The following is a 21,038-nucleotide window of genomic DNA, read 5'->3' on the forward strand; positions in this document are numbered from 1 at the left end:
AGTCCCACGTGCCAAGTCCCTACCGCGCCCTCTTCGCCGCCCCCGGCACCAAGGGCTTCTCGACGGCGGGGTTCCTGGGCCGGATGCCGCTGTCGATGATGGGCATCGGCATCGTGACGATGGTGTCCCAGCTGACGGGGCGGTACGGCCTCGCGGGCGCGCTCTCCGCGACCGTGGCGCTGTCCGCCGCCGCGATCGGCCCGCAGATCTCCCGGCTCGTCGACCGGCACGGCCAGCGCCGAGTGCTGCGGCCGGCCACGCTGGTGTCCCTGGCGGCGGTCACCGGGCTGCTGCTCGCCGCGAAGTTCGAGTTCCCGGACTGGACGCTCTTCGTCTGTGCCGCCCTCGTCGGCTGTGTGCCGAGCGTCGGATCGATGATCAGGGCGCGCTGGGCGGCCATCTACCGGGACACCCCGCAGCTGCACACGGCGTACTCCTTCGAGTCCGTGGTGGACGAGATCTGCTTCATCTTCGGGCCGATCATCTCGATCGGTCTGTCCACGGTGTGGTTCCCGGAGGCCGGGCCGCTGCTCGCCGGGGTCTTCCTCGCCGTCGGCGTCTTCTGGCTGACGGCCCAGCGGGCCACCGAGCCGGTGCCGCATCCTCGGGAGCAGCACACCAAGGGCTCGGCGCTGCGCTCCGGAGGGCTGCAGGTGCTGGTCGCGACCTTCGTGGCGACGGGGGCGATCTTCGGCTCGATCGACGTGGTGACCGTGGCGTACGCGGAGGACCAGGGCCACAAGGCGGCGGCCAGCCTGGTGCTCGCGGTGTACGCCCTCGGCTCCTGTGTGGCGGGCGCGGTCTTCGGACTGCTGCGCTTCCAGGGGGCGCCCGCGCCCCGGTGGCTGCTGGGTGTCTGCGCGATGGCCGTGAGTATGATCCCGCTTCAACTGGTCGGGAACCTTCCGTTTCTGGCCGTGGCGCTGTTCATCGCGGGCCTCTCCATCGCGCCGACCATGATCACGACGATGGCCCTCGTCGAACAGCACGTACCACGCGCGAAGCTGACCGAGGGCATGACCTGGGTGAGCACCGGACTCGCGGTCGGCGTCGCGCTCGGCTCGTCCGCGGCCGGCTGGGTCATCGACGCGGCCGGTTCGGACGCCGGGTACGGGGTTCCGGGAGTCTCCGGGGCCGTCGCGGTGGCGGTCGGATTCCTGGGCTATCGCCGGCTGAAGCAGCCGGTTCCGCGACGGGGAGGGACCCATGAGCACGGGAACGGGCACGGGCACGAGCAGCGGGAAGAGCACAGCGGCCTGGCGTAACTGGGCGGGCAACGTCACCGCGCGCCCGGCCCGGGAGGTCACCCCCGCGTCGGTCGACGAACTCGCCGCCGCGGTGCGCGCGGCCAAGGCGGACGGCCTCAAGGTGAAGCCGGTCGGCACCGGTCACTCCTTCACGGCGACCGCCGCGACCGACGGCGTCCTCGTACGCCCGGACCTGCTCACCGGCATCCGCAGGATCGACCGCGAGGCGGGCACCGTCACCGTGGAGGCGGGCACGCCGCTCAAGCGCCTGAACGCGGCCCTCGCCCGCGAGGGGCTCTCGCTCACGAACATGGGCGACATCATGGAGCAGACCGTCTCCGGGGCGACCAGCACCGGAACGCACGGCACGGGCCGCGACTCGGCGTCGATCTCCGCCCAGATCACGGCACTTGAGCTGGTCACGGCGGACGGCACGGTCCTCACCTGCTCGGAGAAGGGGACCGACGAAGAGCGCGCAATCTTCGCGGCGGCCCGGATCGGCCTCGGGGCGCTCGGCGTGATCAGCGCGATCACCTTCTCCGTAGAGCCCATTTTCTTCCTCACCGCCCGTGAGGAGCCGATGACCTTCGACAAGGTGACCGGCGACTTCGACGCGCTTGTCGCGGAGAACGAGCACTTCGAGTTCTACTGGTTCCCGCACACCGGCAACTGCACCACCAAGCGGAACAACCGCAGCGTGGGCCCGGCGGCGCCGCCCGGAAAGGTCAGCGCCTTCATAGAGGACGAGGTCCTCTCCAATGGCCTCTTCCAGGTGGTCAATTCGCTCGGCAGGGCCGTCCCGGCGACGATTCCCGGCATCGCGAAGATCTCCAGCAAGGCGCTTTCCGCCCGCACGTACACGGACATTCCCTACAAGGTCTTCACAAGTCCCCGCCGGGTGCGGTTCGTTGAGATGGAGTACGCCGTTCCGCGCGAGGCCCTGGTCGAGACGCTGCGCGAGCTGAAGACCATGGTCGAGCGCTCGGACCTGCGGATCAGCTTCCCCGTCGAGGTCCGCACGGCGCCCGCCGACGACATCGCGCTCTCCACGGCCTCGGGCCGGGAGAGCGCGTACATCGCCGTGCACATGTACCGGGGCACGCCCTACCAGTCGTACTTCACCGCGGCGGAGCGGATCTTCACCGCGCACGAGGGACGGCCGCACTGGGGCAAGATCCACACCCGCGACGCCGACTACTTCTCGCGGGCCTATCCGCGCTTCGGCGAGTTCACCGCCCTGCGCGACCGCCTCGACCCCGACCGCCTGTTCGCCAACGCCTACCTGCGGCGGGTCCTGGGCGACTGAACCCGCCTACGGATCGGGGGTCTCCCCCTGCTGCGCATCGCTCCCGCCCCCGCTGCCGCCGGTCTGGGTCGGCGTCGGGGTGGGGGTGGGCGTCGGCGTGGGCGTCGGGTCCGGCTTCGAACCGTCGTCTCCGGAGCCGGTGCCCGAGTCCGAGTCCGTGCCCTTGCCCGGATCCGTCGATCCGGAGTCCGTGTCGCCGCCCTTGTCCGGCGTCTGCGAGTTGGCACCGTCCGGGACCCGGGTGGCGCCGTCGTCGTTCTGCGCTCCGTCGTCGGAACCCGTGGAAGCGCCGTCCGACGGCCGGCCGGAGGGATCGGCCGAGGGCGTGGAGGGCTTCTTCGGAGAGGTGTTGTTGCCGGTGACGCCGTTGCTGATCGTGGTACCGCTCCCCCCGCTGAAGTCCTGGCCGGAGACGAGCTCGTACGTGGTGATGCCCGCCATCGATACGCCGAAGACCACCGCGGCCGCGACCAACGGCCGCTTCCAGCTGCGGACTTGCGTGCGATGGGTCGTGCCGTCGGTGAACTCGTCCGTCGGGAACGGAGGTTCGACCGGCTCGGCGGGAGCCGCCTGACGCAGCACCCGCGTCGCGTCGTCTACGGGCACCAGCTGCGTCGCATCGTCTCCGGGCACCAGCTGCGTCGCGTCGACCGCGCCGAGCAGTTGGGTCCTCTCGGCGTCGGCGTCCGCCACGGGCAGCACCGTCGTGCGGTCGGTGTCACCGGCGACGGGCAGCGCCGTGGTCGCCTCCGCGTCCGCCCCTCTTCCCCACGTCGTGGTGACCGGCCCCGTAGCGGGAACAGCCCCCGTGCCGGCCGACGCCCTGAAGGTGTCCGCGACCGGCGCCCCCGAGCCGTCGGCCACCGGAACCTGCTGCGCCCTCGGCTTGGCCTGCACCGCGACGTCGCGTATCTGCTCGCCGGTGCGGCTGAAGAAGTGCTGGAAGACCGTGCCGCCACAGGTCGCCACCGCGCTGACCACACCGGCGCCCAGGATCGTGCCGTAGACGCCGAAGCTTGAGGCGAGCTTGGCCGCCACCACAGCGGCCACCGCGCTCCCCGCCACCTGCGGCACGCTCAGGTCGAGGCGCCGCTTCTCCTTCGACTCCTCGTCGGCATCCGGCTTTTCACCCATCTCCGAACCTTGCCTACCTTTCTCGACTGACTGCACGAGAAAGGGACGTATGGGCGAAGTGGTTAGTTCCGTTTCTGGTGATTCCGTGAAGTGCGCCACTCCCGGACCACCCCGCCCGGGTATGCCGGGGCCTCAACTCCCGCCCCCCGTGAGAAGTTCGGCGGCGCGGCGGACCACCCGCGTGGCCCGAATGGAGTACTGTTGCGAGCCCTGGGTCCGGTCTCCCACCTGGGTGCCCGGGGCCTTCCAGGACCGCCGGGAGGGGGCTCGCTGCACAGGGTGACCAAGTTGGTCACTTAGCGTTGCGAAAAGGTAACCGTGCCATAACGGCGACCTCGGGCCCATGCCCGACACGCCGGGCAACTCGGCAAGGTTGTGGCAGGCTGCACCCGGGCAGGCCACACTCGACTAGCGGAAGCAGCGACGCACGTGACGTCGGCAGGCACCACCCGGGAGGTCCCGATGCCCGAACTGCGCGTCGTGGCCGTCAGCAACGACGGCACACGGCTGGTGCTGAAGGCTGCGGACAGCACGGAGTACACGCTTCCGATCGACGAGCGGCTGCGCGCCGCGGTGCGTGGCGACCGTCCGCGCCTCGGCCAGATCGAGATCGAGGTGGAGAGCCACCTCCGCCCCCGCGACATCCAGGCACGGATACGTGCCGGTGCCAGCGCGGAGGAAGTCGCCTCGCTCGCCGGAATCCCCGTCGACCGCGTCCGCCGCTTCGAGGGCCCCGTTCTCGCGGAGCGCGCCTTCATGGCGGAGCGGGCCCGCAAGACACCCGTACGCCGCCCCGGCGAGAACACCGGCCCCCAGCTCGGCGAGGCCGTCTCCGAGCGGCTGCTGCTGCGCGGCGCCGACAAGGACACCGTCCAGTGGGACTCCTGGCGCCGCGACGACGGCACATGGGAGGTCCTGCTCGTCTACCGCGTCGCGACCGAGCCGCACTCCGCGAGCTGGACGTACGACCCGCCCCGGCGGCTCGTGCAGGCCGTGGACGACGAGGCCCGCTCGCTGATCGGCGAGACGGACGACATCGCCGCGCCCGAGCCCAGCTTCCCGTTCGTGCCGCGCATCGCCCGGCTGCCCCGCGACAGGCCACTCGACCGGCCGTCCGAGCGGCCCCTCGACCGCGCCCTGGACCGGCAGTTGGAGCGCCCCAGCGTGCCGGGCCCCTCCCCCGAGCCTCCGGAGGAGAGCACGGCGACGGGCGCCACGGCCGCCGTCTCCGAAGCGGAGCGCGACTCTCTCACCAGCCTCCTGGAGGCGGTGCCCAGCTTCCGGGGCGACATGGTCGTGCCGGAGCGCCCCGCGCCGTCGACCACCACGGAGCTGCCGCCCGCCGCGGAGGAGCCCGAGCAGGAGCCGGAGGCCGAGGAGCCCCCTGCCGCCTCGGCGGGCGCCGGTTCCGCCTACGCGGACGTCCTGATGCCCCGCTCGGTGGCCAGCCACCGGGACCGCCTCGTCGGCTCCACGGACCGCCAGGCGGAGGCCGACGGCGTGCGGCCGGGCCGACGCGCCGCGGTGCCGTCCTGGGACGAGATCGTCTTCGGTACGCGCCGCAAGAAGCAGGAGTAGTTCTTCTTCGCAGTACGTCGATTCGTCGTACGTCGATTAGTGGTACGCGGATGGGGCCCGCACCGTTCAGGTGCGGGCCCCATCCGCGTACCGAATACCGCGACTACTGCGGGTCCGGTCCCTTGGCCACGGGACGGGACTCGTCCGACGACCACTCCGACCAGGAGCCGACGTACAGCGACGCCGGGATGCCCGCCACCGCGAGCGCGAGCACCTCGTGCGCCCCGGAGACGCCCGAGCCGCAGTACACACCAACCTCCGAAGTCTCGGACGCGCCCAGCGAGTTGAAGCGCACCGCGAGGTCCGATGCCGACTTGAAGGTGCCGTCCGCCGTGACGTTCTCCGTGGTCGGCGCGGAGACGGCGCCCGGGATGTGGCCGCCCACGCGGTCGATCGGCTCGACGTCACCGCGGTAGCGCTCCGCCGCACGGGCGTCCAGGAGCAGACCGGAGCGGGCCAGGGACGCGGCGGCGTCGGCGTCGAGCAGGTCCGTGGTGTTGGTGACGGGGGTGAAGGTTCCCTCCGCCGGGCGCTCGTCGCCCGTCTCCTGGGGCCCGGTCCAGACGGCGAGGCCGCCGTCCAGCACGCGCACCGAGGGGTGCCCCGTCCAGCGCAGCAGCCACCAGGCGCGTGCCGCGGCCCAGCCCTGGCCGCCGTCGTACACGACCACGTCACGGTCCGCCGAAACGCCGGCCGCCCGCATCACCGCGCCGAAACGCTCCACGTCCGGCAGGGGGTGCCGGCCGCCGGAGCCGGCCCTGCCCGCGAGATCGGCGTCGAGGTCGACGAAGACGGCGCCCGGGATGTGCCCCGCGCGGTATTCGGCGTGCCCGTCGAAGGCCGGGGCGCCCGCGGCCTTGGCCATGCTGAGCTGCCAGCGGATGTCGAGCAGCACCGGCGGATTCCCGCCCGCCAAGTCGCTCGCGAGTTCGGATGCGGAGATGATGGCATTCATGGGCCCCATCCTTGCGCACGGGGTGGCCGCATCGCCCGGGTCCGGCTACCCTGCTCCGCCGGACGACCGCCGGACACGCGGCGTACAGAACCGGGCACACCGCGTACGGCCGAACGACACCACCCTGCAACCACGCGTTTACGGATGAGAAACGGCGGACCGGGCATCCTGCGCGCGAGGCCGCTCCACGCGGCGCGGCCGGGACGCGCGGCGGCACAGGTGGTGCGAGCATCTGCACGGGCGGGCAAGCGCGCGGGAAAGGCACGCGCGTTCGACAGCGGAGCCTAGCGGCCACCACGAAGGGCCGAGGAGAGAGTGACGATGACGGAGGCACGGGGGTCGACGGGTCAGCGTGACGGCGTGGGGGCCGTCCGCCGCGCACCCGGCACGCCCTGCTGGGTGAGCCTGATGGCGCACGGTCTGGCCACGACCCAGGAGTTCTACGGAGCGTTGTTCGGCTGGGAGTTCCGGCCGGGACCCGAGCAGCTCGGGCCCTATGTCAGGGCGCTGCTCGACGGCCATGAGGTCGCCGGGATCGGCCAGTTGCCGCCGGGGCGACAACTGCCGATCGCCTGGACGCCGTACATGGCATCGGACGACGTGGACGCGACCGCCGAGTCGGTGCGGCACCTGTGCGGCACGATCGGCGTGGGCCCGCTGGACGCGGGCGCGGCGGGGCGGATGGCCATCGCCGTCGACCCGGCGGGCGCCGTGTTCGGGATCTGGCAGGCGGCCGAGCATGTGGGCAGCGCGATCGTCGGGGAGCCCGGAGCGCCCGCCTGGAACGAACTGGTGACTCCGGAGACGGCCGGTGTCGTCAAGTTCTACGAAGCCGTGTTCGGCTACTCCGAAGAGGCCGTCGTCTCGGCCGACTTCGACTATGTGACGCTCCAGGTCGACGGCCGGCCCGTCGCGTCGGTGCACGGTGTCGGCCAGGCCCTGCCGGAGGACCGGGGCGCGCACTGGATGACGTACTTCGAAGTGGCCGACGTGGACGAGTCGGTGGACCGGGTCGTGGAACTCGGCGGCCATGTGCTCAAGCCCGCGCGCGTGGGCACCCATGGGCGAGTGGCGACGGTCGCGGACCCGGAGGGCGCGGTCTTCACGCTCGTACGCTCTGAGGACCGACCTGAGGACTGATCCGAGGACTGGCCTGAGGACTGGCCTGAGGACCGGTCACTCGGGGAACCGCGACCAGAAGTGGTCGACGATGTCCTCCAGGTAGCGCCGCCCCGTCTCGCCCGACGCGGCGGCGTTGCCGACCCGGCCGAGGGTGGCCGTCAGGAGTGACTGGTACTCCTGGTGCATGGCCTTGAGAGGGTCCTGCAGATCGCCGCGCTCCATGGAGAGCAGTTTGGCGATGGAGCGGATGTGCGCCTGCCACCGCGTGCCGACCGCTTCGACGAGAAGCCGGGCGAGCTCTTCCTCCAGGCCGGTGACGGCCACGAACTCCCGCGGCCGCAGCTTCAGGACGGACCCCAGATGGGCCGACTGGCGCCGGTTGCCCGTCCAGGTGTTGGCCTCTTCCATCTGCTGGTAGGCGTGCACGTCGAGGCCGGTGGCCCGCGCCACGTCCTCGACCGCGAGACCGCCCGCGAGCCGGTGGTCCCGCAAGGTCCGCGGGGCGCCGATGAGTTCATGGGGCGCACACCACAACGCACCGGCCAGCGCCGCGAGCTCGTTCGACGCGGGCACCGCCTTGCCCTGCTCCCAGGCGGTGATGTGGTCCGGGGAGATGTACTCCAGGCCGTACGAGGCGCGCATGCCGTAGGCGACATGGCCCGGCGCCATGCCGAGCTTCTCGCGGAGCAGCCGGGCGGCCCGGGCGTTGAACGGAGGTGGTGGGTGCACGGGGCCAGAGACTATGGAGTTACGGGCGTTAACTCCACGTCACCTGTCGCCTTTGCTTCGGTTTTCACGTAAGCGTCACGGTCAAGTTCGTAGGAACAAACAAGGGGCCGGGGGCCCCGTACTACCCAGTAATGACGCGGAAGTTGAGGGCGTGACGACCCCCCGTATGATCCGCACGCGAGGCATCACATGTGCGTTCCAACAAATGACGTGCGCATGCCCTTCGCTGACCCTCCGTCACACGTCCCCATCTGCCGGCCCAGGAGAAACGTCCATGAAGACCAGCGCGACAGGCCCGTCCGGGCCGTTCGGCCAGCCAGGCACCGCCGACTCGCCACCGGTGTATCCCGGCGGCCCGCTCGACCGGTTCTTCCGCATCACCGAACGGGGCTCGACGTACGGCCGGGAGATACGCGGCGGATTCACCACGTTCTTCACCATGGCGTACATCCTTGTGCTCAACCCGATCATTCTCGGCAGTGCCGAGGACAAGTTCGGGCATCAGCTCGACGCGGCCCAACTGGTCACCGCCACGGCCCTCGTGGCCGCGGTGATGACCCTGATCATGGGTGTCGGCGGCAATCTCCCGCTGGCCCTCGCCGCGGGCCTGGGCATCAACGCCGTCGTGGCGTTCCAGATCGCGCCGCTGATGAGCTGGGACGACGCGATGGGTCTCATCGTGCTCGAAGGCCTGCTGATCTGCGTCCTGGTGATGACCGGTCTGCGCGAGGCGATCATGCACGCCATCCCGCAGCCCCTGAAGCAGGCCATCAGCGTCGGCATCGGTCTGTTCATCGCGTTCATCGGCTTCGTCGACGCCGGGTTCGTCACCCGCGTCCCGGACAGCGCGAACAGCACCGTGCCCGTCCAGCTCGGCACCGGCTCGCTCACCGGCTGGCCGATGCTCGTGTTCTGCCTCGGCGTGCTCCTCACCGTCGTGCTGCTCGCCCGGAAGGTGAAGGGCGCGATCCTCATCAGCATCGTGGTGACCACGGTCCTCGCCGTGATCGTCAACAGTCTCGCCGACATCAAGTCGTGGGGCCTGACCGCGCCGTCGATGCCCGACAAGCCCGTCGCCGCCCCCGACTTCGCGCTCCTCGGCAACTTCGACCTGTTCGGCTCCTTCGGACAGGTCAGCGTCCTCACGGTGGTCCTGCTCGTCTTCACGCTCATCCTGTCGGACTTCTTCGACACGATGGGCACCGTCGTCGGCGTCACCGCCGAGGCCGGTCTCCTCGACGAGCGCGGCCAGGTCCCGGGCCTCGGCCGGGTGCTGCTCATCGACGGCGCCGCGGCCGTCGCGGGCGGCGCCGCCTCGGCGTCCTCCGCCACCACGTACATCGAGTCGGCGGCCGGTGTCGGTGAAGGCGCCCGCACCGGCTTCGCGAACCTGATCACCGGCGGCCTCTTCGGCCTCGCCCTGTTCCTGACCCCGGTCCTGACCATGGTCCCCATGCAGGCCGCATCGCCCGCGCTGGTCGCGGTCGGGTTCCTGATGATGACCCAGGTCAAGCACATCGACTGGGACCGCTACGAGCTCGCGGTACCGGCGTTCCTGACCATCGCGGTCATGCCGTTCACGTACTCCATCACCAACGGCATCGGCGCCGGCTTCGTCTCGTACGTCATCATCAAGGCCTGCCTGGGCAAGGCCCGCGAGGTGCACTGGCTGCTGTGGGGCACGGCGGCCCTCTTCCTGGTCTACTTCGCCATCGACCCGCTGGAGCAGCTGCTCGGGGTCAAGTGACCCTCGGCTCCGCCTGACCTCGCTGTGCAGGAGGTCAGGCGGAGGTGACCGGCAGCACGTCCGGCGAAAGCGCCGCGGCCCGCGCCGCCGCGCTCGTCATCCGCCGGCGGTGGTGGCGTCGGCACAGCACTTCGTAGCCGACCTCCTCGGCCACCCGGTCGACGTCGCCGACGACGACCTGCTCGCCCTCGACCACCATCTCCCCGCGCGCCGTACGGGCGTTGTGCGTGGCACGGGCGCCGCACCAGCACATCGCCTCGACCTGGAGCGTCTCTATCCGGTCCGCCAGCTCGATCAGCCGCTGCGAACCGGGGAAGAGCTTGGTGCGGAAGTCCGTGGTGATGCCGAACGCGAACACGTCCAGATCCAGGTCGTCGACGATCCGTGCCAGCTGGTCGATCTGCCCCGGCGCCAGGAACTGCGCCTCGTCCACGATCACGTAGTCGACCCTGCCCCCGTGCGACATCTGCTCCACCAGATGCCCGTACAGGTCCATGTCCTCGGCGGCCTCGACCGCGTCCGTCACCAGACCGAGCCGCGAGGAGAGCTTGCCCTCGCCCGCGCGGTCGTCACGCGTGAAGATCATCCCCTTGAGGCCGCGGGCCGAGCGGTTGTGCTCGATCTGCAGAGCCAGCGTGCTCTTTCCGCAGTCCATCGTTCCGGAGAAGAACACCAGCTCGGGCATGGGGAGTTGAGGCCTTTCGAGGCGTACGGGGTGCAGGCGGGCGAAGTGCGGGAGTCGGTCAGGAGCGTACTTCGAGGAGGGGCACGAGCTGCTCGACGGGGGTCAGGGAGCCGTGCATGCCCACCAGGGCGGACTCCTTCGGCTCCTTCTCGGTGGCGATGATCGCGACGTCGTCGTGGGCCGCCGCGATGACGTCGCCGATCCGCCCGTACACCCGCTCGTCGCAGACGCCGGGCGCGCCGAACCAGCCCGCCTCGATCGCCTCGTCCCGGCTCGCCACCCAGAACTGCTCGCCGAGCACCTCGCGCCAGACGGTCAGTACGTCGTTCTCGGCGCCCGGCACCGCGTACACATGCCGTGCCCGGCCCTCGCCGCCGAGCAGCGCGACACCGGCCCGCAGCTCCCAGTCCTCGTCGAAGTCGATGCGGGACTGCTCGTCGAAGGGGATGTCGAGCATGCCGTGGTCGGCGGTGACGTACAGGGCGCTGCGCGGCGGGAGCTGCTCGGCCAGGCGCTGGACGAGCCGGTCGACGTACATGAGCTGGCCGCGCCAGGCGTCGGAGTCCACCCCGAAGCGGTGCCCCTTGCCGTCGACCTCCGCGTAGTACGTGTAGACCAAGGAGCGGTCCCCGGCGCCCAGTTGCTGGGCGGCGAGGTCCATCCGGTCCTCTCCGGAGAGCTTGCCCCGGAAGGTGCCGCCGCTCAGGGCGATCTTGGTGAGCGGGGTGTTCTCGAAGGTCGGCGACGAGACCTGGGCGGTGTGCACGCCGGCCGCGTGGGCCTGCTGGAACACCGTCGGGTACGGCTGCCACGCGCGCGGGTCCGTCCAGGGGTTCCAGCGCAGCTGGTTCATCAGCTCGCCGGTGGCGGGGTTGCGCGCCGTGTAGCCGGGCAGGCCGTGCGCGGCGGGCGGCAGGCCCGTGCCGACCGAGGCCAGGGAGGTGGCGGTGGTCGCCGGGAACCCGGCGGTGATCGGCCGGCCCGTGCCGCCGCGGGACGAGCCGATGAGCGAGGCCATGAAGGGCGCCTCGTCGGGGTGGGCGAGCAGCTGCTGCCAGCCGAGGCCGTCGATCAGGAAGACGCAGTTCCGGTCGGCGGGGGCGAGTTCGTCGATGACGGGTGCATAGCCCTGCACGCCCTGGTGGGCGACCAGCGTGGGCAGCAGATCGGCGAGCGAGCCCGCCCCGTACTCGGGCAGGGGCGCGGTGTCGAGGGCGAGCGGCTGTACGTCGTCCCAGGCGGGCAGCGACATCAGCGGGCGGTGTCCGCGGTCGCCTCGGACAGCGCCTGGGCGAAGGCCAGGGTCTGACGCACGGTGTCGGGGCCGTCGCCCGCCTCGCTGACCCGCAGGCTCAGGTCGTCGGCGGTCGAGCTGCCGGTGTAGCCGTGGTCCGCCTCGCAGTTGGGGTCGCCGCAGGCGGCGGGCTCCAGGTCGAGGCGCGCGACGGCGCCCCAGCCGATGGTGAGGACGACCTCACGGGGCAGCGAGCCGGGGACGTACTTCTCCGGGTTGGCGACGACCCGGCTGACCACGACGGAGGAGATCCGGCCGATCTTCACGGACTCCGTGGAGGTCGTCGCGTACGGCGTCGGGGACGTGCTGTCCGCCGCCTGCTCATCCGTGTGGCTGACGATGAAGCGGGTGCCCGTCAGGACGAGGACGGTCACATGCCGGCGCACCTCGTTCGCGTCGAACGTGGTCTCCTGGTGGACCAGGTACGACCCGATGGTCTCGCCGCCGATCGCGGCCTCCACCGCCTCGGCCACGAGGGCCGGGTAGTAGCCGCTGCGCTCGATCGCCGCGCGCAGCCCCTGGGTCGTCGTACCGGTCTTTGCCATGCCGTCCATCCTACGGCCCGCCGGAGGCCGCACGGTGCCCCAGTGGCCGCTTGATGGCAGCTTGGTGGCCGCTGGAGCGCCCCTGGATGGCCGCCTCAGTAGCCGGGAAGCGCCCGCGGGCCGAGGTCGCTGCGGGCCGGGGCGGGGGCGAGCCGCACGGACGCGCCGAGCACGGAGAGGCCGCGCTGGGCGACGACCACGGGCTCCAGGGCGACGGCGACCACTTCGGGGTGATCGTCCACGAGCCGGGAGACCCGCTGCAGCAGCTCTTCGAGCGCCGGGGTGTCCACGGGCGCCGAGCCGCGCCAGCCGAACAGGAGCGGTGCGGTCCGGATCGACCTGACCAGCGAGCCCGCGTCGCGCTCGGTGACCGGGATCAGCCGGTGCCCGGTGTCGCCGAGCAGCTCCGACGCGGCTCCGGCGAGTCCGAAGGAGAGCACGGCTCCGGCGGCCGGGTCGATGACCGCGCGGACGACGGTGTCGACTCCTCGGGGCACCATCGCCTGGACGACGGGCCGCAGCTCGGCGGGCGTGCCGAAGGTGTCGGTCAGCTCCCGGTACGCCCGGCGCAGTTGCTCCTCGTCCGCGAGGTCGAGCCGCACTCCGCCGAGGTCCGCGCGGTGCCGCAGATGCGGGGCCGTGGTCTTCAGGGCGACGGGATAACCGAGCGTGCGGGCGGCGGCCACTGCGGCGTCCGGGTCCGGTGCGGGCAGCGCCTCGCGTACGACGATGCCGTACCGCCCGAGCAGCTCGTGGGCGTCTGCGGGGGCGAGGGTGGCACCACGGGGGTCGTCGTCCTTGGCGAGCAGCTCACCGATCTGCCGCGCGGCCCCGCCCTCGTCGATGTCCTCGTACTCGTACACCTTCCCGGGCTCGGCGGCCTCACGCCGCCACTGGGCGTACTTGACGGCTTCAGAGAGCGCCCGAACGGCCCGCTCGGCGGCGGGGTAGGCGGGGATGCGGTACTGGTCGGCGGGGGGCGCGTCGATTGCGTCTGGGGCTGGGGCTGTGGGCGGGGGTTCCGCAGGGCGAGTGGGGTCTCCCCCGCCCGGACGAAGTTGAGAGCTTGGGGAAGGGTGGGCACCGCCTCCAGTGCGGGGTGCCGATACAGCGGCGTCAGGGCGAGTGCTCGCGGCAGCTGACAGCGCCTCGGCGAGGCCGCCCAGCTCGACGTGCACGACGGCCACCGGCTTCGCCGGACACCCCTCGGTGGCGGCGCGCAACTCACCGGCCAGCGTCTCCGGAGAGGCGGTGACCCCGTCCTCCCGTACCCAGGGAATCGCGTTGACGACCACGGCGTCACAGGTCTCGTCGGACAGCGCCTCGGCAAGCGCGGCCCGGAAGTCGGCGGGAGCGGCCCCCGTCGTCAGATCCACCGGCGGCAACGGCCGTAGCCCGTCGGCGACACACGCGTCGTACGTAAGAAGCCCGAGGGACTCCGAGTTCCCCAGGATCGCCACCCGCGGCCCGGCGGGCAACGGCTGCCCCGCGAGCAGCAGCCCCGCGTCCACCATCTCCGTGACCGTGTCGACCCGGATGACCCCCGCCTGGCGCAGCAGCGCCGACACCGTGGCATGCGGAAGCCGCGTCGCCTGCACGGCATGCCCCAGGGGCGCGATCCCGCTGTGCCTGGCCCCCTGCACCACGACGAGCGGCTTCGCGGCCGAGGCCCGCCGCGCGAGCCGGGTGAACTTGCGGGGGTTGCCGATGGACTCCAGATACATCAGGGCGACATCGGTGTCCGGATCCTCGTACCAGTACTGGAGGACGTCGTTGCCGGACACGTCCGCGCGGTTGCCGGACCCGACGAACGTGGAAAGGCCCGCACCGCGCCGGTGCAGCCCGGACAGCAGCGCGATGCCGATCGCCCCGGACTGCGTGAACAGACCGATCCGCCCCCGCGCGGGCGCCTCCGGGGCGAGCGAGGCGTTGAGGCGTGTCTCCGGAGAGGTGTTGATGACTCCGAAGGCGTTGGGTCCGATGATCCGCATCCCGTACGACCGGGCCTGGCGCACCAGCTCCCGCTGCCGCTCGCGCCCCTCGGCGCCGCTCTCGGCGTACCCGGCGGAGACGACCACCAGACCGCGCACCCCGCGCTCGCCACACTCTGCGACGACCTGGGGCACCCGCTCGGCGGGCACGGCGACCACCGCGAGGTCCACCGGCTCCTCGATGTCCGCCACGGAGCGGTGCGCCGGGACCCCGTCGATCACCTCGCCCTCGGTGAACGCGCCGTTCACCGCGTACACGCTGCCGGCGAACCCGGCCTCCTGGAGGTTGCGCAGCACGCTGCGCCCCACGCCTCCGGGCGTCCGCCCGACGCCGATCACCGCCACCGAACCGGGGGTGAGCAGCCGCTGCACGGACCGCGCCTCCGCGCGCTGCTCACGGGCCCGCTGCACGGCGAGCGAGCGGTCGGTCGGCTCCAGATCGAATTCGAGGCGTACGACACCGTCCTCGAAGCTGCGCTTCTGCTGGTACCCCGCGTCCGTGAACACCTTGATCATCTTGGTGTTGGCGGGCAGCACCTCGGCGGCGAAGCGCCGGATGCCGCGCTCCCTGGCGACGGCGGCGATGTGTTCGAGGAGCGTGGAGGCCACTCCCCTGCCCTGGTGGGCGTCCTGCACGAGGAAGGCGACCTCCGCCTCGTCGGCGGGCGCGCTCGCGGACATGCCGCGTTCGTCGATGCGGTCGAAGCGCACGGTGGCGATGAACTCGCCGCCCACCGTGGCCGCGAGTCCCACCCGGTCCACGTGGTCGTGATGGGTGAAGCGGTGCACGTCCTTGGCGGACAGGCGGGGGTAGGGGGCGAAGAAGCGGTAGTACTTCGACTCGTCCGAGACCTGCTCGTAGAAGCTGACCAGACGGTCCGCGTCCTCGGCCGTGATGGGCCTGATCCGGGCCGTTCCCCCGTCTCGCAGCACGACGTCGGCCTCCCAGTGGGCGGGGTATGCGTGCCGGTCCGACGGGGTCTGCATGGGGCAAGCGTACGGGTCGCGCGGCCGTCTTGGCCGGGTACCGTCGACGGGAGACGGACCTGCGGCCGGCGGAGCACTCGCGACGGCATGAGAGACTGGTCTAGACAACTGTGAGACACCTGGAAGGGCAGCAACACATGGCTGAGCGCCGCGTCAACGTCGGCTGGGCCGAGGGCCTCCACGCCCGACCCGCCTCCATCTTCGTCCGCGCGGCCACCGCCGCCGGCGTCCCCGTGACGATCGCCAAGGCTGACGGCAACCCCGTCAACGCCGCTTCCATGCTCGCGGTGCTCGGCCTCGGTGCGCAGGGCGGCGAGGAGATCGTGCTCGCCTCCGACGCCGAGGGTGCGGACGCCGCCCTCGACCGCCTGGCGAAGCTGGTCGCGGACGGCCTCGAGGAACTCCCCGAGACCGTCTGACGACGACTGCCGTACGCGCACGCGGAAGGGCCCGCCCCGTAAAAGGGGGCGGGCCCTTCCGTGCATTCGCAAGAAAGCCCGGACGCCCTTCACGGGAAATCCCGGCCGCGCGCAGCCAAAGGTCGCGAAATCAGGGCAGCGGAATTAGCCGCCCAATTGACACCTCTTTGTATACGGCGCCCTCGTTAAGTCTGAAGGCTCACCGTGTTTACGGCATGTTGCGAATCCCTCACGCCCGCCCGCGGCGGAAATCGCAGCCGGTGCGCCGCCGTCGCCCGTTCCGTGTGCTGCGCGGTGAGCGCCCTGGCCCGTTCCGCGTCCCCGCGGGCGACCGCGTCGACGATCCCGGCGTGTTCCGCCCAGGACTCCGCGGGCAGAGCGGGCGATGCGACGACGTACATCCAGGCGATCTTGTGCCGGAGCTGGGTGAGCAGGGCGGTCAGGCCCGGGCTGCCGGAGGACTGGGCGAGCGTCTCGTGGAACCAGCCGCCCAGCGAGCGCAGATCCTCGCTCCCGCCGCGCCGCGAGCGCTCCTGGCCGAGCCTGACGAGACCGCGCAGGACCTTGAGATGGGCGTCCGTGCGGCGCTGGGCGGCGCGAGCCGCGGCGAGCGGCTCCAGGAGCATGCGGATCTCCAGGAGGTCGGCGGCCTCCTGCTCGGTCGGCTCCGCGACGCACGCGCCCGCGTGCCTGCGCGTGACGACGAACCCCTCGGCCTCCAGGGTGCGCAGCGCCTCGCGCACCGGGACGCGGGAGACTCCGTAGCGGCGCGCGAGCAGTTCCTCGGTGAGCCGGCCGCCCCGTTCGTAGACACCGGAGACGATGTCGTCCCGAATGGCCGTGCATACCGAGTGCGCGGGAATGCGCATGACTGACCTCCGCCTTAATCCCCACGAAACGCGGTCGATTGACGCTCGTTCAGTGACTCTATTGCAGAGTGACAGAATTTCCGACGGCGGGCCGGAATCCATGGATATTTTTTGGCCAAAGGCAGGGCTGGAGGGCCGGAAGACCGGAAGTGCCGGAAGACCGGAACGGCGAAAGCCCCGGCTCGTGACGAGCCGGGGCTTTCGGAGAATGAGATCAGACGTTGACGCCGTGCGACCGGAGGTAGGCGACCGGGTCGATGTCCGAGCCGTAGTCCTCGCCGGTGCGGGCCTCGAAGTGCAGGTGCGGGCCGCTGGAGTTGCCCGTGGAGCCGGAGAGGCCGATCTGCTGGCCCGGCGTGACGGCCTGGCCGACGGTGACGCTGAGGGACGACATGTGGCCGTACTGGGTGTACGTGCCGTCGTTCATCTTGATGACCACGTTGTTGCCGTAGGCGCCGCCCCAGCCGGCCTCGACGACGGTGCCGGAGCCGACCGCGTGGACCGTGGTGCCGGACGCGGCGTGGAAGTCGACGCCGGTGTGGCTGCCGGAGGACCACATGGCGCCGCCGGTCTGGTAGCCCGTGGAGACGTACGAGCCGGTGATCGGGGAGACGTAGCTGTTCAGGCGCTTGCGCTCGGCCTCGCGGGCGGCGCGCTCCTTGGCCTCGCGCTCCTTCTTGGCCTTCGCCTTCGCCTCGGCCTCCGCCTTGCGCTTGGCCTCGGCGGCCTTCTTCTTGGCGGCCTCTTCGGCCTTCTTGGCGGCAGCGGCGTCGTCGGCGGCCTGCTGCTGGGCGGCGGCCTGCGCGTCGATGCTCGCGGCGAGCGAGTCGCCCACGGAGATGGCCTGGGTCAGGCCGGTGGCCTCGACCGCCGCGTCGTCGGCGGCGAGCGCCGGAGCGGCCAGGCCTCCGATGACACCGGTGGTGGTGAGGGCTGCGACGCCCGCCACGTTCGCGGTGGTACGCGTGAGGCGGCTCGGGCGACGGTGCTTCCCGGTGGCACGGGTGAACGCCATGAAGCGGCTGGTCCTTTCCTTCCCTCTCGCCTACCGGGTTAGCTGACGGGTTCGGAGCAGGAAGGTCTCCTACGGGTTCCTCGCCTGGCGGCAAGGTGCCCGATTCACCCCAGGGGACATGTGGGTCCCCGGCTCCCCTGGCTCGCGCCGTACGGGGACTCGGCGATGACTGTCCGGTGCCGCGGGTGCGGCGTACTGCATGACGAACAGTCGGACCAGACGCTAAGCGGGGCGTCTTTCCATCGCCAAACGGATCAGAGGTTTTGTAGCGCACGCCACAGGTCAGACACGTAACCTCCATGTCAATTCGGACATATGAGGACCCCAGTGGCCAATTCTCGCCACTGGGGTCCCGTTATGTCCTGACTGTCACTCAGCCCCTACCGGCACCGGTCCGTGCCGGAACTCAGCCCGTGACCACACTCACTTCGCCGATGCCGAGCGCCTTGACGGGCTCCTCGATCCGCGCCGCGTCGCCGACGAGGATCGTCACGAGCCGGTCGCCCGGGAAGGCGTTCACGACGGCGGCGGTGGCCTCCACGGTGCCGGTCGCGGCCAACTGCCGGTACAGCTGCGCCTGGAAGTCGTCCGGCAGGTGCTGCTCGACCTGGTCGGCGAGGGTGGCCGCGACGGACGCCGCCATCTCGAACTTGAGCGGGGCCACGCCCACCAGGTTCTGCACGGCCACGTCGCGCTCGGCGTCCGTGAGGCCTTCGGCGGCGAGAGTGCGCAGCACCTTCCACAGGTCGCCGAGGGCCGGGCCCGTCGACTCGGTGTCCACGGAGCCGCTGATGGCGAGCATCGCGGCGCCGGTGCCGTCCGGGGCGGAGCGCAGCACCTGCGCGAACGCCCGTACACCGTAGGTGTATCCCTTCTCCTCGCGCAGGACGCGGTCCAGACGGGAGGTGAGGGTGCCGCCCAGGCAGTACGTCCCGAGGACCTGGGCGGGCCAGACGCGGTCGTGCCGGTCGGCGCCGATACGGCCGATCAGGAGCTGCGTCTGGACGGCTCCGGGGCGGTCCACGATGACGACGCGCCCGGTGTCGTCGGCGGTCACCGGCGGCACCGGACGCGGCTCGGCCGTGCCGCCCGTCCAGGCGCCGAGGGTGTCGGCGAGGACGGCGTCCAGATCGGTGCCGGTCAGGTCGCCCACGACGACGACGGTCGCCGTGGCGGGACGGACGTGCTTCTCGTAGAAGGCGCGCACCGCGGCCGAGTCGATGGCCGTGACCGTCTCCTCGGTGCCCTGGCGGGGGCGCGACATGCGCGAGGTGGCCGGGAAGAGCTGCCTGGAGAGCTCCTTGGCAGCGCGGCGCGCCGGGTTGGCGGCCTCGTGCGGGATCTCGTCCAGGCGGTTGGCCACGAGGCGCTCGATCTCGCTGTCCGCGAAGGCGGGGGCCCGCAGGGCGTCGGCGAGCAGGCCGAGCGCCTTGGGGAGCCGGGAGACCGGGACTTCGAGGGACACCCGGACGCCGGGGTGGTCGGCGTGTGCGTCCAACGTGGCGCCGCAGCGGTCCAGTTCGGCGGCGAACTCCTCGGCCGAGTGCTTGTCGGTGCCTTCGGTGAAGGCCCTCGCCATGATGGTGGCGACGCCGTCGAGGCCCGCGGGCTCGGCGTCGAGCGGCGCCTCCAGGTGGATCTCCACGGCGACGACCTGCTGGCCGGGGCGGTGGCAGCGCAGCACCGTGAGGCCGTTGGCCAGCGTGGCGCGCTCGGGGGCGGGGAAGGCCCAGGGCCTGGCGGTGCCGGCCTGGGGCCGGGGGTGGAACTCCATGGTCGCGACGGCCTCGGTCACTTCGCCGCCTCCTCTTCCTCTTCGGTGCCTTCGGCTGCGTCTTCGGAGCCGTCGGCAGCGGCGGTGGGCTCGGCGCTCTCGGTGCTCTCGGCGGGTTCGTACACGAGCACAGCGCGGTTGTCCGGGCGCAGCCGGGCCGCGGCGGCCTCCCGCACCTCCTCCGCGGTCACGTCGAGGACCCGCTGGACGGCGGTGAGGGCCAGCTGCGGGTCGCCGAACAGAACCGCGTACCGGCACAGTTCGTCGGCGCGGCCCGCGACCGTGCCGAGCCGGTCGAGCCACTCGCGCTCCAGCTGGGCCTGGGCGCGCTCCATCTCCTCGGCGGTGGGGCCCTCCTCCGCGAAGCGGGCCAGCTCCTCGTCGACGGCGGCCTCGATGACGGGGACCTCGACGTCACCGGACGTCTTCACGTCCAGCCAGCCCAGCGAGGGCGCACCGGCGAGGCGCAGCAGGCCGAATCCGGCCGCCACAGCGGTACGGTCGCGGCGCACGAGCCGGTTGTAGAGCCGGGACGACTCGCCGCTGCCGAGGACCGTGAGCGCGAGGTCGGCCGCGTCGCACGCGCGCGTGCCGTCCTCCGGGAGGCGGTAGGCGGCCATCAGGGCGCGGGCCGGGACCTCTTCCTCGACGACCTCGCGCAGCTCCTTGCCGATGATGTCGGGCAGCGAGCCGTCGCGCGGCGGCTGCTTGCCGTCGTGCGAGGGGATGGAGCCGAAGTACTTCTCGACCCAGGCGAGCGTCTGCTCCGGGTCGATGTCGCCCACTACGGAGAGGACCGCGTTGTTGGGCGCGTAGTACGTACGGAAGAAGTTCCGCGCGTCCTCCAGCGTCGCCGCGTCCAGGTCGGCCATGGAGCCGATCGGCGTGTGGTGGTACGGGTGGCCCTCGGGGTACGAGAGCGCGGTCAGCTTCTCGAAGGCCGTGCCGTAGGGGACGTTGTCGTAGCGCTGGCGGCGCTCGTTCTTCACGACGTCCCGCTGGTTCTCCATCGACTCGTCGTCGAGCGCGGTGAGCAGCGAGCCCATCCGGTCGGCTTCCAGCCACAGGGCCAGCTCGAGCTGGTGCGTGGGCATCGTCTCGAAGTAGTTGGTGCGCTCGAAGCTCGTGGTGCCGTTCAGCGAGCCGCCGGCGCCCTGCACCAGCTCGAAGTGGCCGTTGCCCTGCACCTGCTTGGAGCCCTGGAACATGAGGTGCTCGAAGAGGTGCGCAAGGCCCGTACGGCCCTTGACCTCGTGGCGCGAGCCGACGTCGTACCAGAGGCAGACCGCGGCGACCGGGGTCAGGTGGTCCTCGGAGAGCACCACACGCAGGCCGTTGGCCAGCCGGTGCTCGGTCGCTGTCAGGCCGCCGGAGCCGGCCTCGGCCGTGGCCGTGTGACCCATGGGCATGTACGTCCCTTCGATCGCGGAAACTGGATGTGCGCAAAGGCCGGAAGCCGGATGTGCACAAAAGCTGGAAGTACGCAGAAGCTGGAAGTTCTGCCGGTCCTGCCACTGTATGCAAGCGTGCCGACAACCTGTGAAGTTCCCGCTCCGCGCTCGGCGTAGTCGCCCCCGAAGTCCGGGTCGTGGTCGGCGTTGTCAGTGGGACAGTCCACAATGGTCGGCGTCAGATCCCGTT

17 protein-coding genes and 1 riboswitch are annotated in these 21,038 nt (G+C 71.4%); of the genes, 6 read left to right on the top strand and 11 right to left on the bottom strand.

Annotation, left to right across the window (positions count from 1 at the left end):
- Window positions 1-8 precede the first annotated feature (8 nt).
- Both ACIBKX_RS30555 and ACIBKX_RS30560 read left to right on the top strand, forming a co-directional pair.
- Window positions 9-1,265, top strand: a complete 1,257-nt coding sequence (locus ACIBKX_RS30555) for an MFS transporter (protein WP_363276753.1) — start codon at window positions 9-11, stop codon at window positions 1,263-1,265.
- On the top strand, window positions 1,207-2,553 hold the full coding sequence (locus ACIBKX_RS30560; RefSeq protein WP_363276754.1) for a D-arabinono-1,4-lactone oxidase: 1,347 nt from the start codon (window positions 1,207-1,209) through the stop codon (window positions 2,551-2,553). The genes ACIBKX_RS30555 and ACIBKX_RS30560 overlap by 59 nt, the downstream gene beginning before the upstream one ends.
- 6 nt (window positions 2,554-2,559) lie before the next feature.
- On the opposite strand, the gene ACIBKX_RS30565 is transcribed toward ACIBKX_RS30560, so the two are convergent.
- Window positions 2,560-3,687: a hypothetical protein gene (locus ACIBKX_RS30565; protein WP_363276755.1), complete on the bottom strand. Its 1,128-nt coding sequence runs from the start codon at window positions 3,685-3,687 to the stop codon at window positions 2,560-2,562.
- A 462-nt stretch (window positions 3,688-4,149) separates the two neighbouring features.
- Here ACIBKX_RS30565 and sepH point away from each other — a divergent pair, with 462 nt between their 5' ends.
- A complete protein-coding gene (gene sepH, locus ACIBKX_RS30570) occupies window positions 4,150-5,265 on the top strand; it encodes a septation protein SepH (protein ID WP_363276756.1) in 1,116 nt (371 codons plus the stop codon).
- 103 nt (window positions 5,266-5,368) lie between these two features.
- Here the strand turns inward: sepH and ACIBKX_RS30575 are convergent, their stop codons facing one another.
- Window positions 5,369-6,220: a sulfurtransferase gene (locus ACIBKX_RS30575; protein ID WP_363276757.1), complete on the bottom strand. Its 852-nt coding sequence runs from the start codon at window positions 6,218-6,220 to the stop codon at window positions 5,369-5,371.
- Between the two features lie 321 nt (window positions 6,221-6,541).
- Here ACIBKX_RS30575 and ACIBKX_RS30580 point away from each other — a divergent pair, with 321 nt between their 5' ends.
- On the top strand, window positions 6,542-7,360 hold the full coding sequence (locus tag ACIBKX_RS30580; RefSeq protein WP_363276758.1) for a VOC family protein: 819 nt from the start codon (window positions 6,542-6,544) through the stop codon (window positions 7,358-7,360).
- Between the two features lie 36 nt (window positions 7,361-7,396).
- On the opposite strand, the gene ACIBKX_RS30585 is transcribed toward ACIBKX_RS30580, so the two are convergent.
- On the bottom strand, window positions 7,397-8,071 hold the full coding sequence (locus tag ACIBKX_RS30585; RefSeq protein ID WP_363276759.1) for a helix-turn-helix transcriptional regulator: 675 nt from the start codon (window positions 8,069-8,071) through the stop codon (window positions 7,397-7,399).
- Between the two features lie 274 nt (window positions 8,072-8,345).
- On the opposite strand from ACIBKX_RS30585, the gene ACIBKX_RS30590 reads away from it, so the two are divergent.
- Complete coding sequence (locus tag ACIBKX_RS30590) at window positions 8,346-9,818, top strand: NCS2 family permease (RefSeq protein WP_363276760.1); 1,473 nt, start codon at window positions 8,346-8,348, stop codon at window positions 9,816-9,818.
- 34 nt (window positions 9,819-9,852) lie between these two features.
- On the opposite strand, the gene ACIBKX_RS30595 is transcribed toward ACIBKX_RS30590, so the two are convergent.
- From ACIBKX_RS30595 to ACIBKX_RS30610, 4 genes are all read right to left on the bottom strand, one after another.
- Window positions 9,853-10,503 (bottom strand): thymidine kinase, encoded by a 651-nt coding sequence (locus ACIBKX_RS30595; RefSeq protein WP_363276761.1) that lies wholly within the window; start codon window positions 10,501-10,503, stop codon window positions 9,853-9,855.
- A gap of 58 nt (window positions 10,504-10,561) precedes the next feature.
- On the bottom strand, window positions 10,562-11,755 hold the full coding sequence (locus ACIBKX_RS30600) for a nucleotide pyrophosphatase/phosphodiesterase family protein (protein ID WP_363276762.1): 1,194 nt from the start codon (window positions 11,753-11,755) through the stop codon (window positions 10,562-10,564).
- Window positions 11,755-12,351, bottom strand: a complete 597-nt coding sequence (locus ACIBKX_RS30605) for a DUF5998 family protein (protein WP_363276763.1) — start codon at window positions 12,349-12,351, stop codon at window positions 11,755-11,757. Before ACIBKX_RS30605 ends, ACIBKX_RS30600 begins: the two co-directional genes overlap by 1 nt.
- A gap of 86 nt (window positions 12,352-12,437) precedes the next feature.
- Entirely contained in the window at window positions 12,438-15,320 is a 2,883-nt protein-coding gene (locus ACIBKX_RS30610) for a GNAT family N-acetyltransferase (protein WP_363276764.1), read from the bottom strand.
- Window positions 15,321-15,457: 137 nt separating this feature from the next.
- On the opposite strand from ACIBKX_RS30610, the gene ACIBKX_RS30615 reads away from it, so the two are divergent.
- A complete protein-coding gene (locus tag ACIBKX_RS30615) occupies window positions 15,458-15,739 on the top strand; it encodes an HPr family phosphocarrier protein (protein ID WP_190085156.1) in 282 nt (93 codons plus the stop codon).
- 185 nt (window positions 15,740-15,924) lie between these two features.
- Here the strand turns inward: ACIBKX_RS30615 and ACIBKX_RS30620 are convergent, their stop codons facing one another.
- The 4 genes from ACIBKX_RS30620 to ACIBKX_RS30635 all read right to left on the bottom strand — a co-directional run bounded on the left by ACIBKX_RS30620 (window position 15,925) and on the right by ACIBKX_RS30635 (window position 20,806).
- Window positions 15,925-16,608 carry a GntR family transcriptional regulator gene (locus ACIBKX_RS30620; RefSeq protein WP_363276765.1) on the bottom strand — a complete coding sequence of 228 codons (684 nt, stop codon included), beginning with the start codon at window positions 16,606-16,608 and terminating at the stop codon, window positions 15,925-15,927.
- Window positions 16,609-16,822: 214 nt separating this feature from the next.
- Window positions 16,823-17,623, bottom strand: a complete 801-nt coding sequence (locus ACIBKX_RS30625) for a M23 family metallopeptidase (protein WP_363276766.1) — start codon at window positions 17,621-17,623, stop codon at window positions 16,823-16,825.
- A gap of 12 nt (window positions 17,624-17,635) precedes the next feature.
- A riboswitch (cyclic di-AMP (ydaO/yuaA leader) is annotated at window positions 17,636-17,798 on the bottom strand.
- Window positions 17,799-18,029: 231 nt separating this feature from the next.
- Complete coding sequence (locus ACIBKX_RS30630; RefSeq protein ID WP_363276767.1) at window positions 18,030-19,418, bottom strand: pitrilysin family protein; 1,389 nt, start codon at window positions 19,416-19,418, stop codon at window positions 18,030-18,032.
- On the bottom strand, window positions 19,415-20,806 hold the full coding sequence (locus ACIBKX_RS30635) for a pitrilysin family protein (RefSeq protein WP_363276768.1): 1,392 nt from the start codon (window positions 20,804-20,806) through the stop codon (window positions 19,415-19,417). Before ACIBKX_RS30635 ends, ACIBKX_RS30630 begins: the two co-directional genes overlap by 4 nt.
- Window positions 20,807-21,038 lie beyond the last annotated feature (232 nt).

The organism is Streptomyces sp. NPDC050658 (assembly GCF_044457025.1).
In the GTDB taxonomy this organism is placed as follows: Bacteria; Actinomycetota; Actinomycetes; order Streptomycetales; family Streptomycetaceae; genus Streptomyces.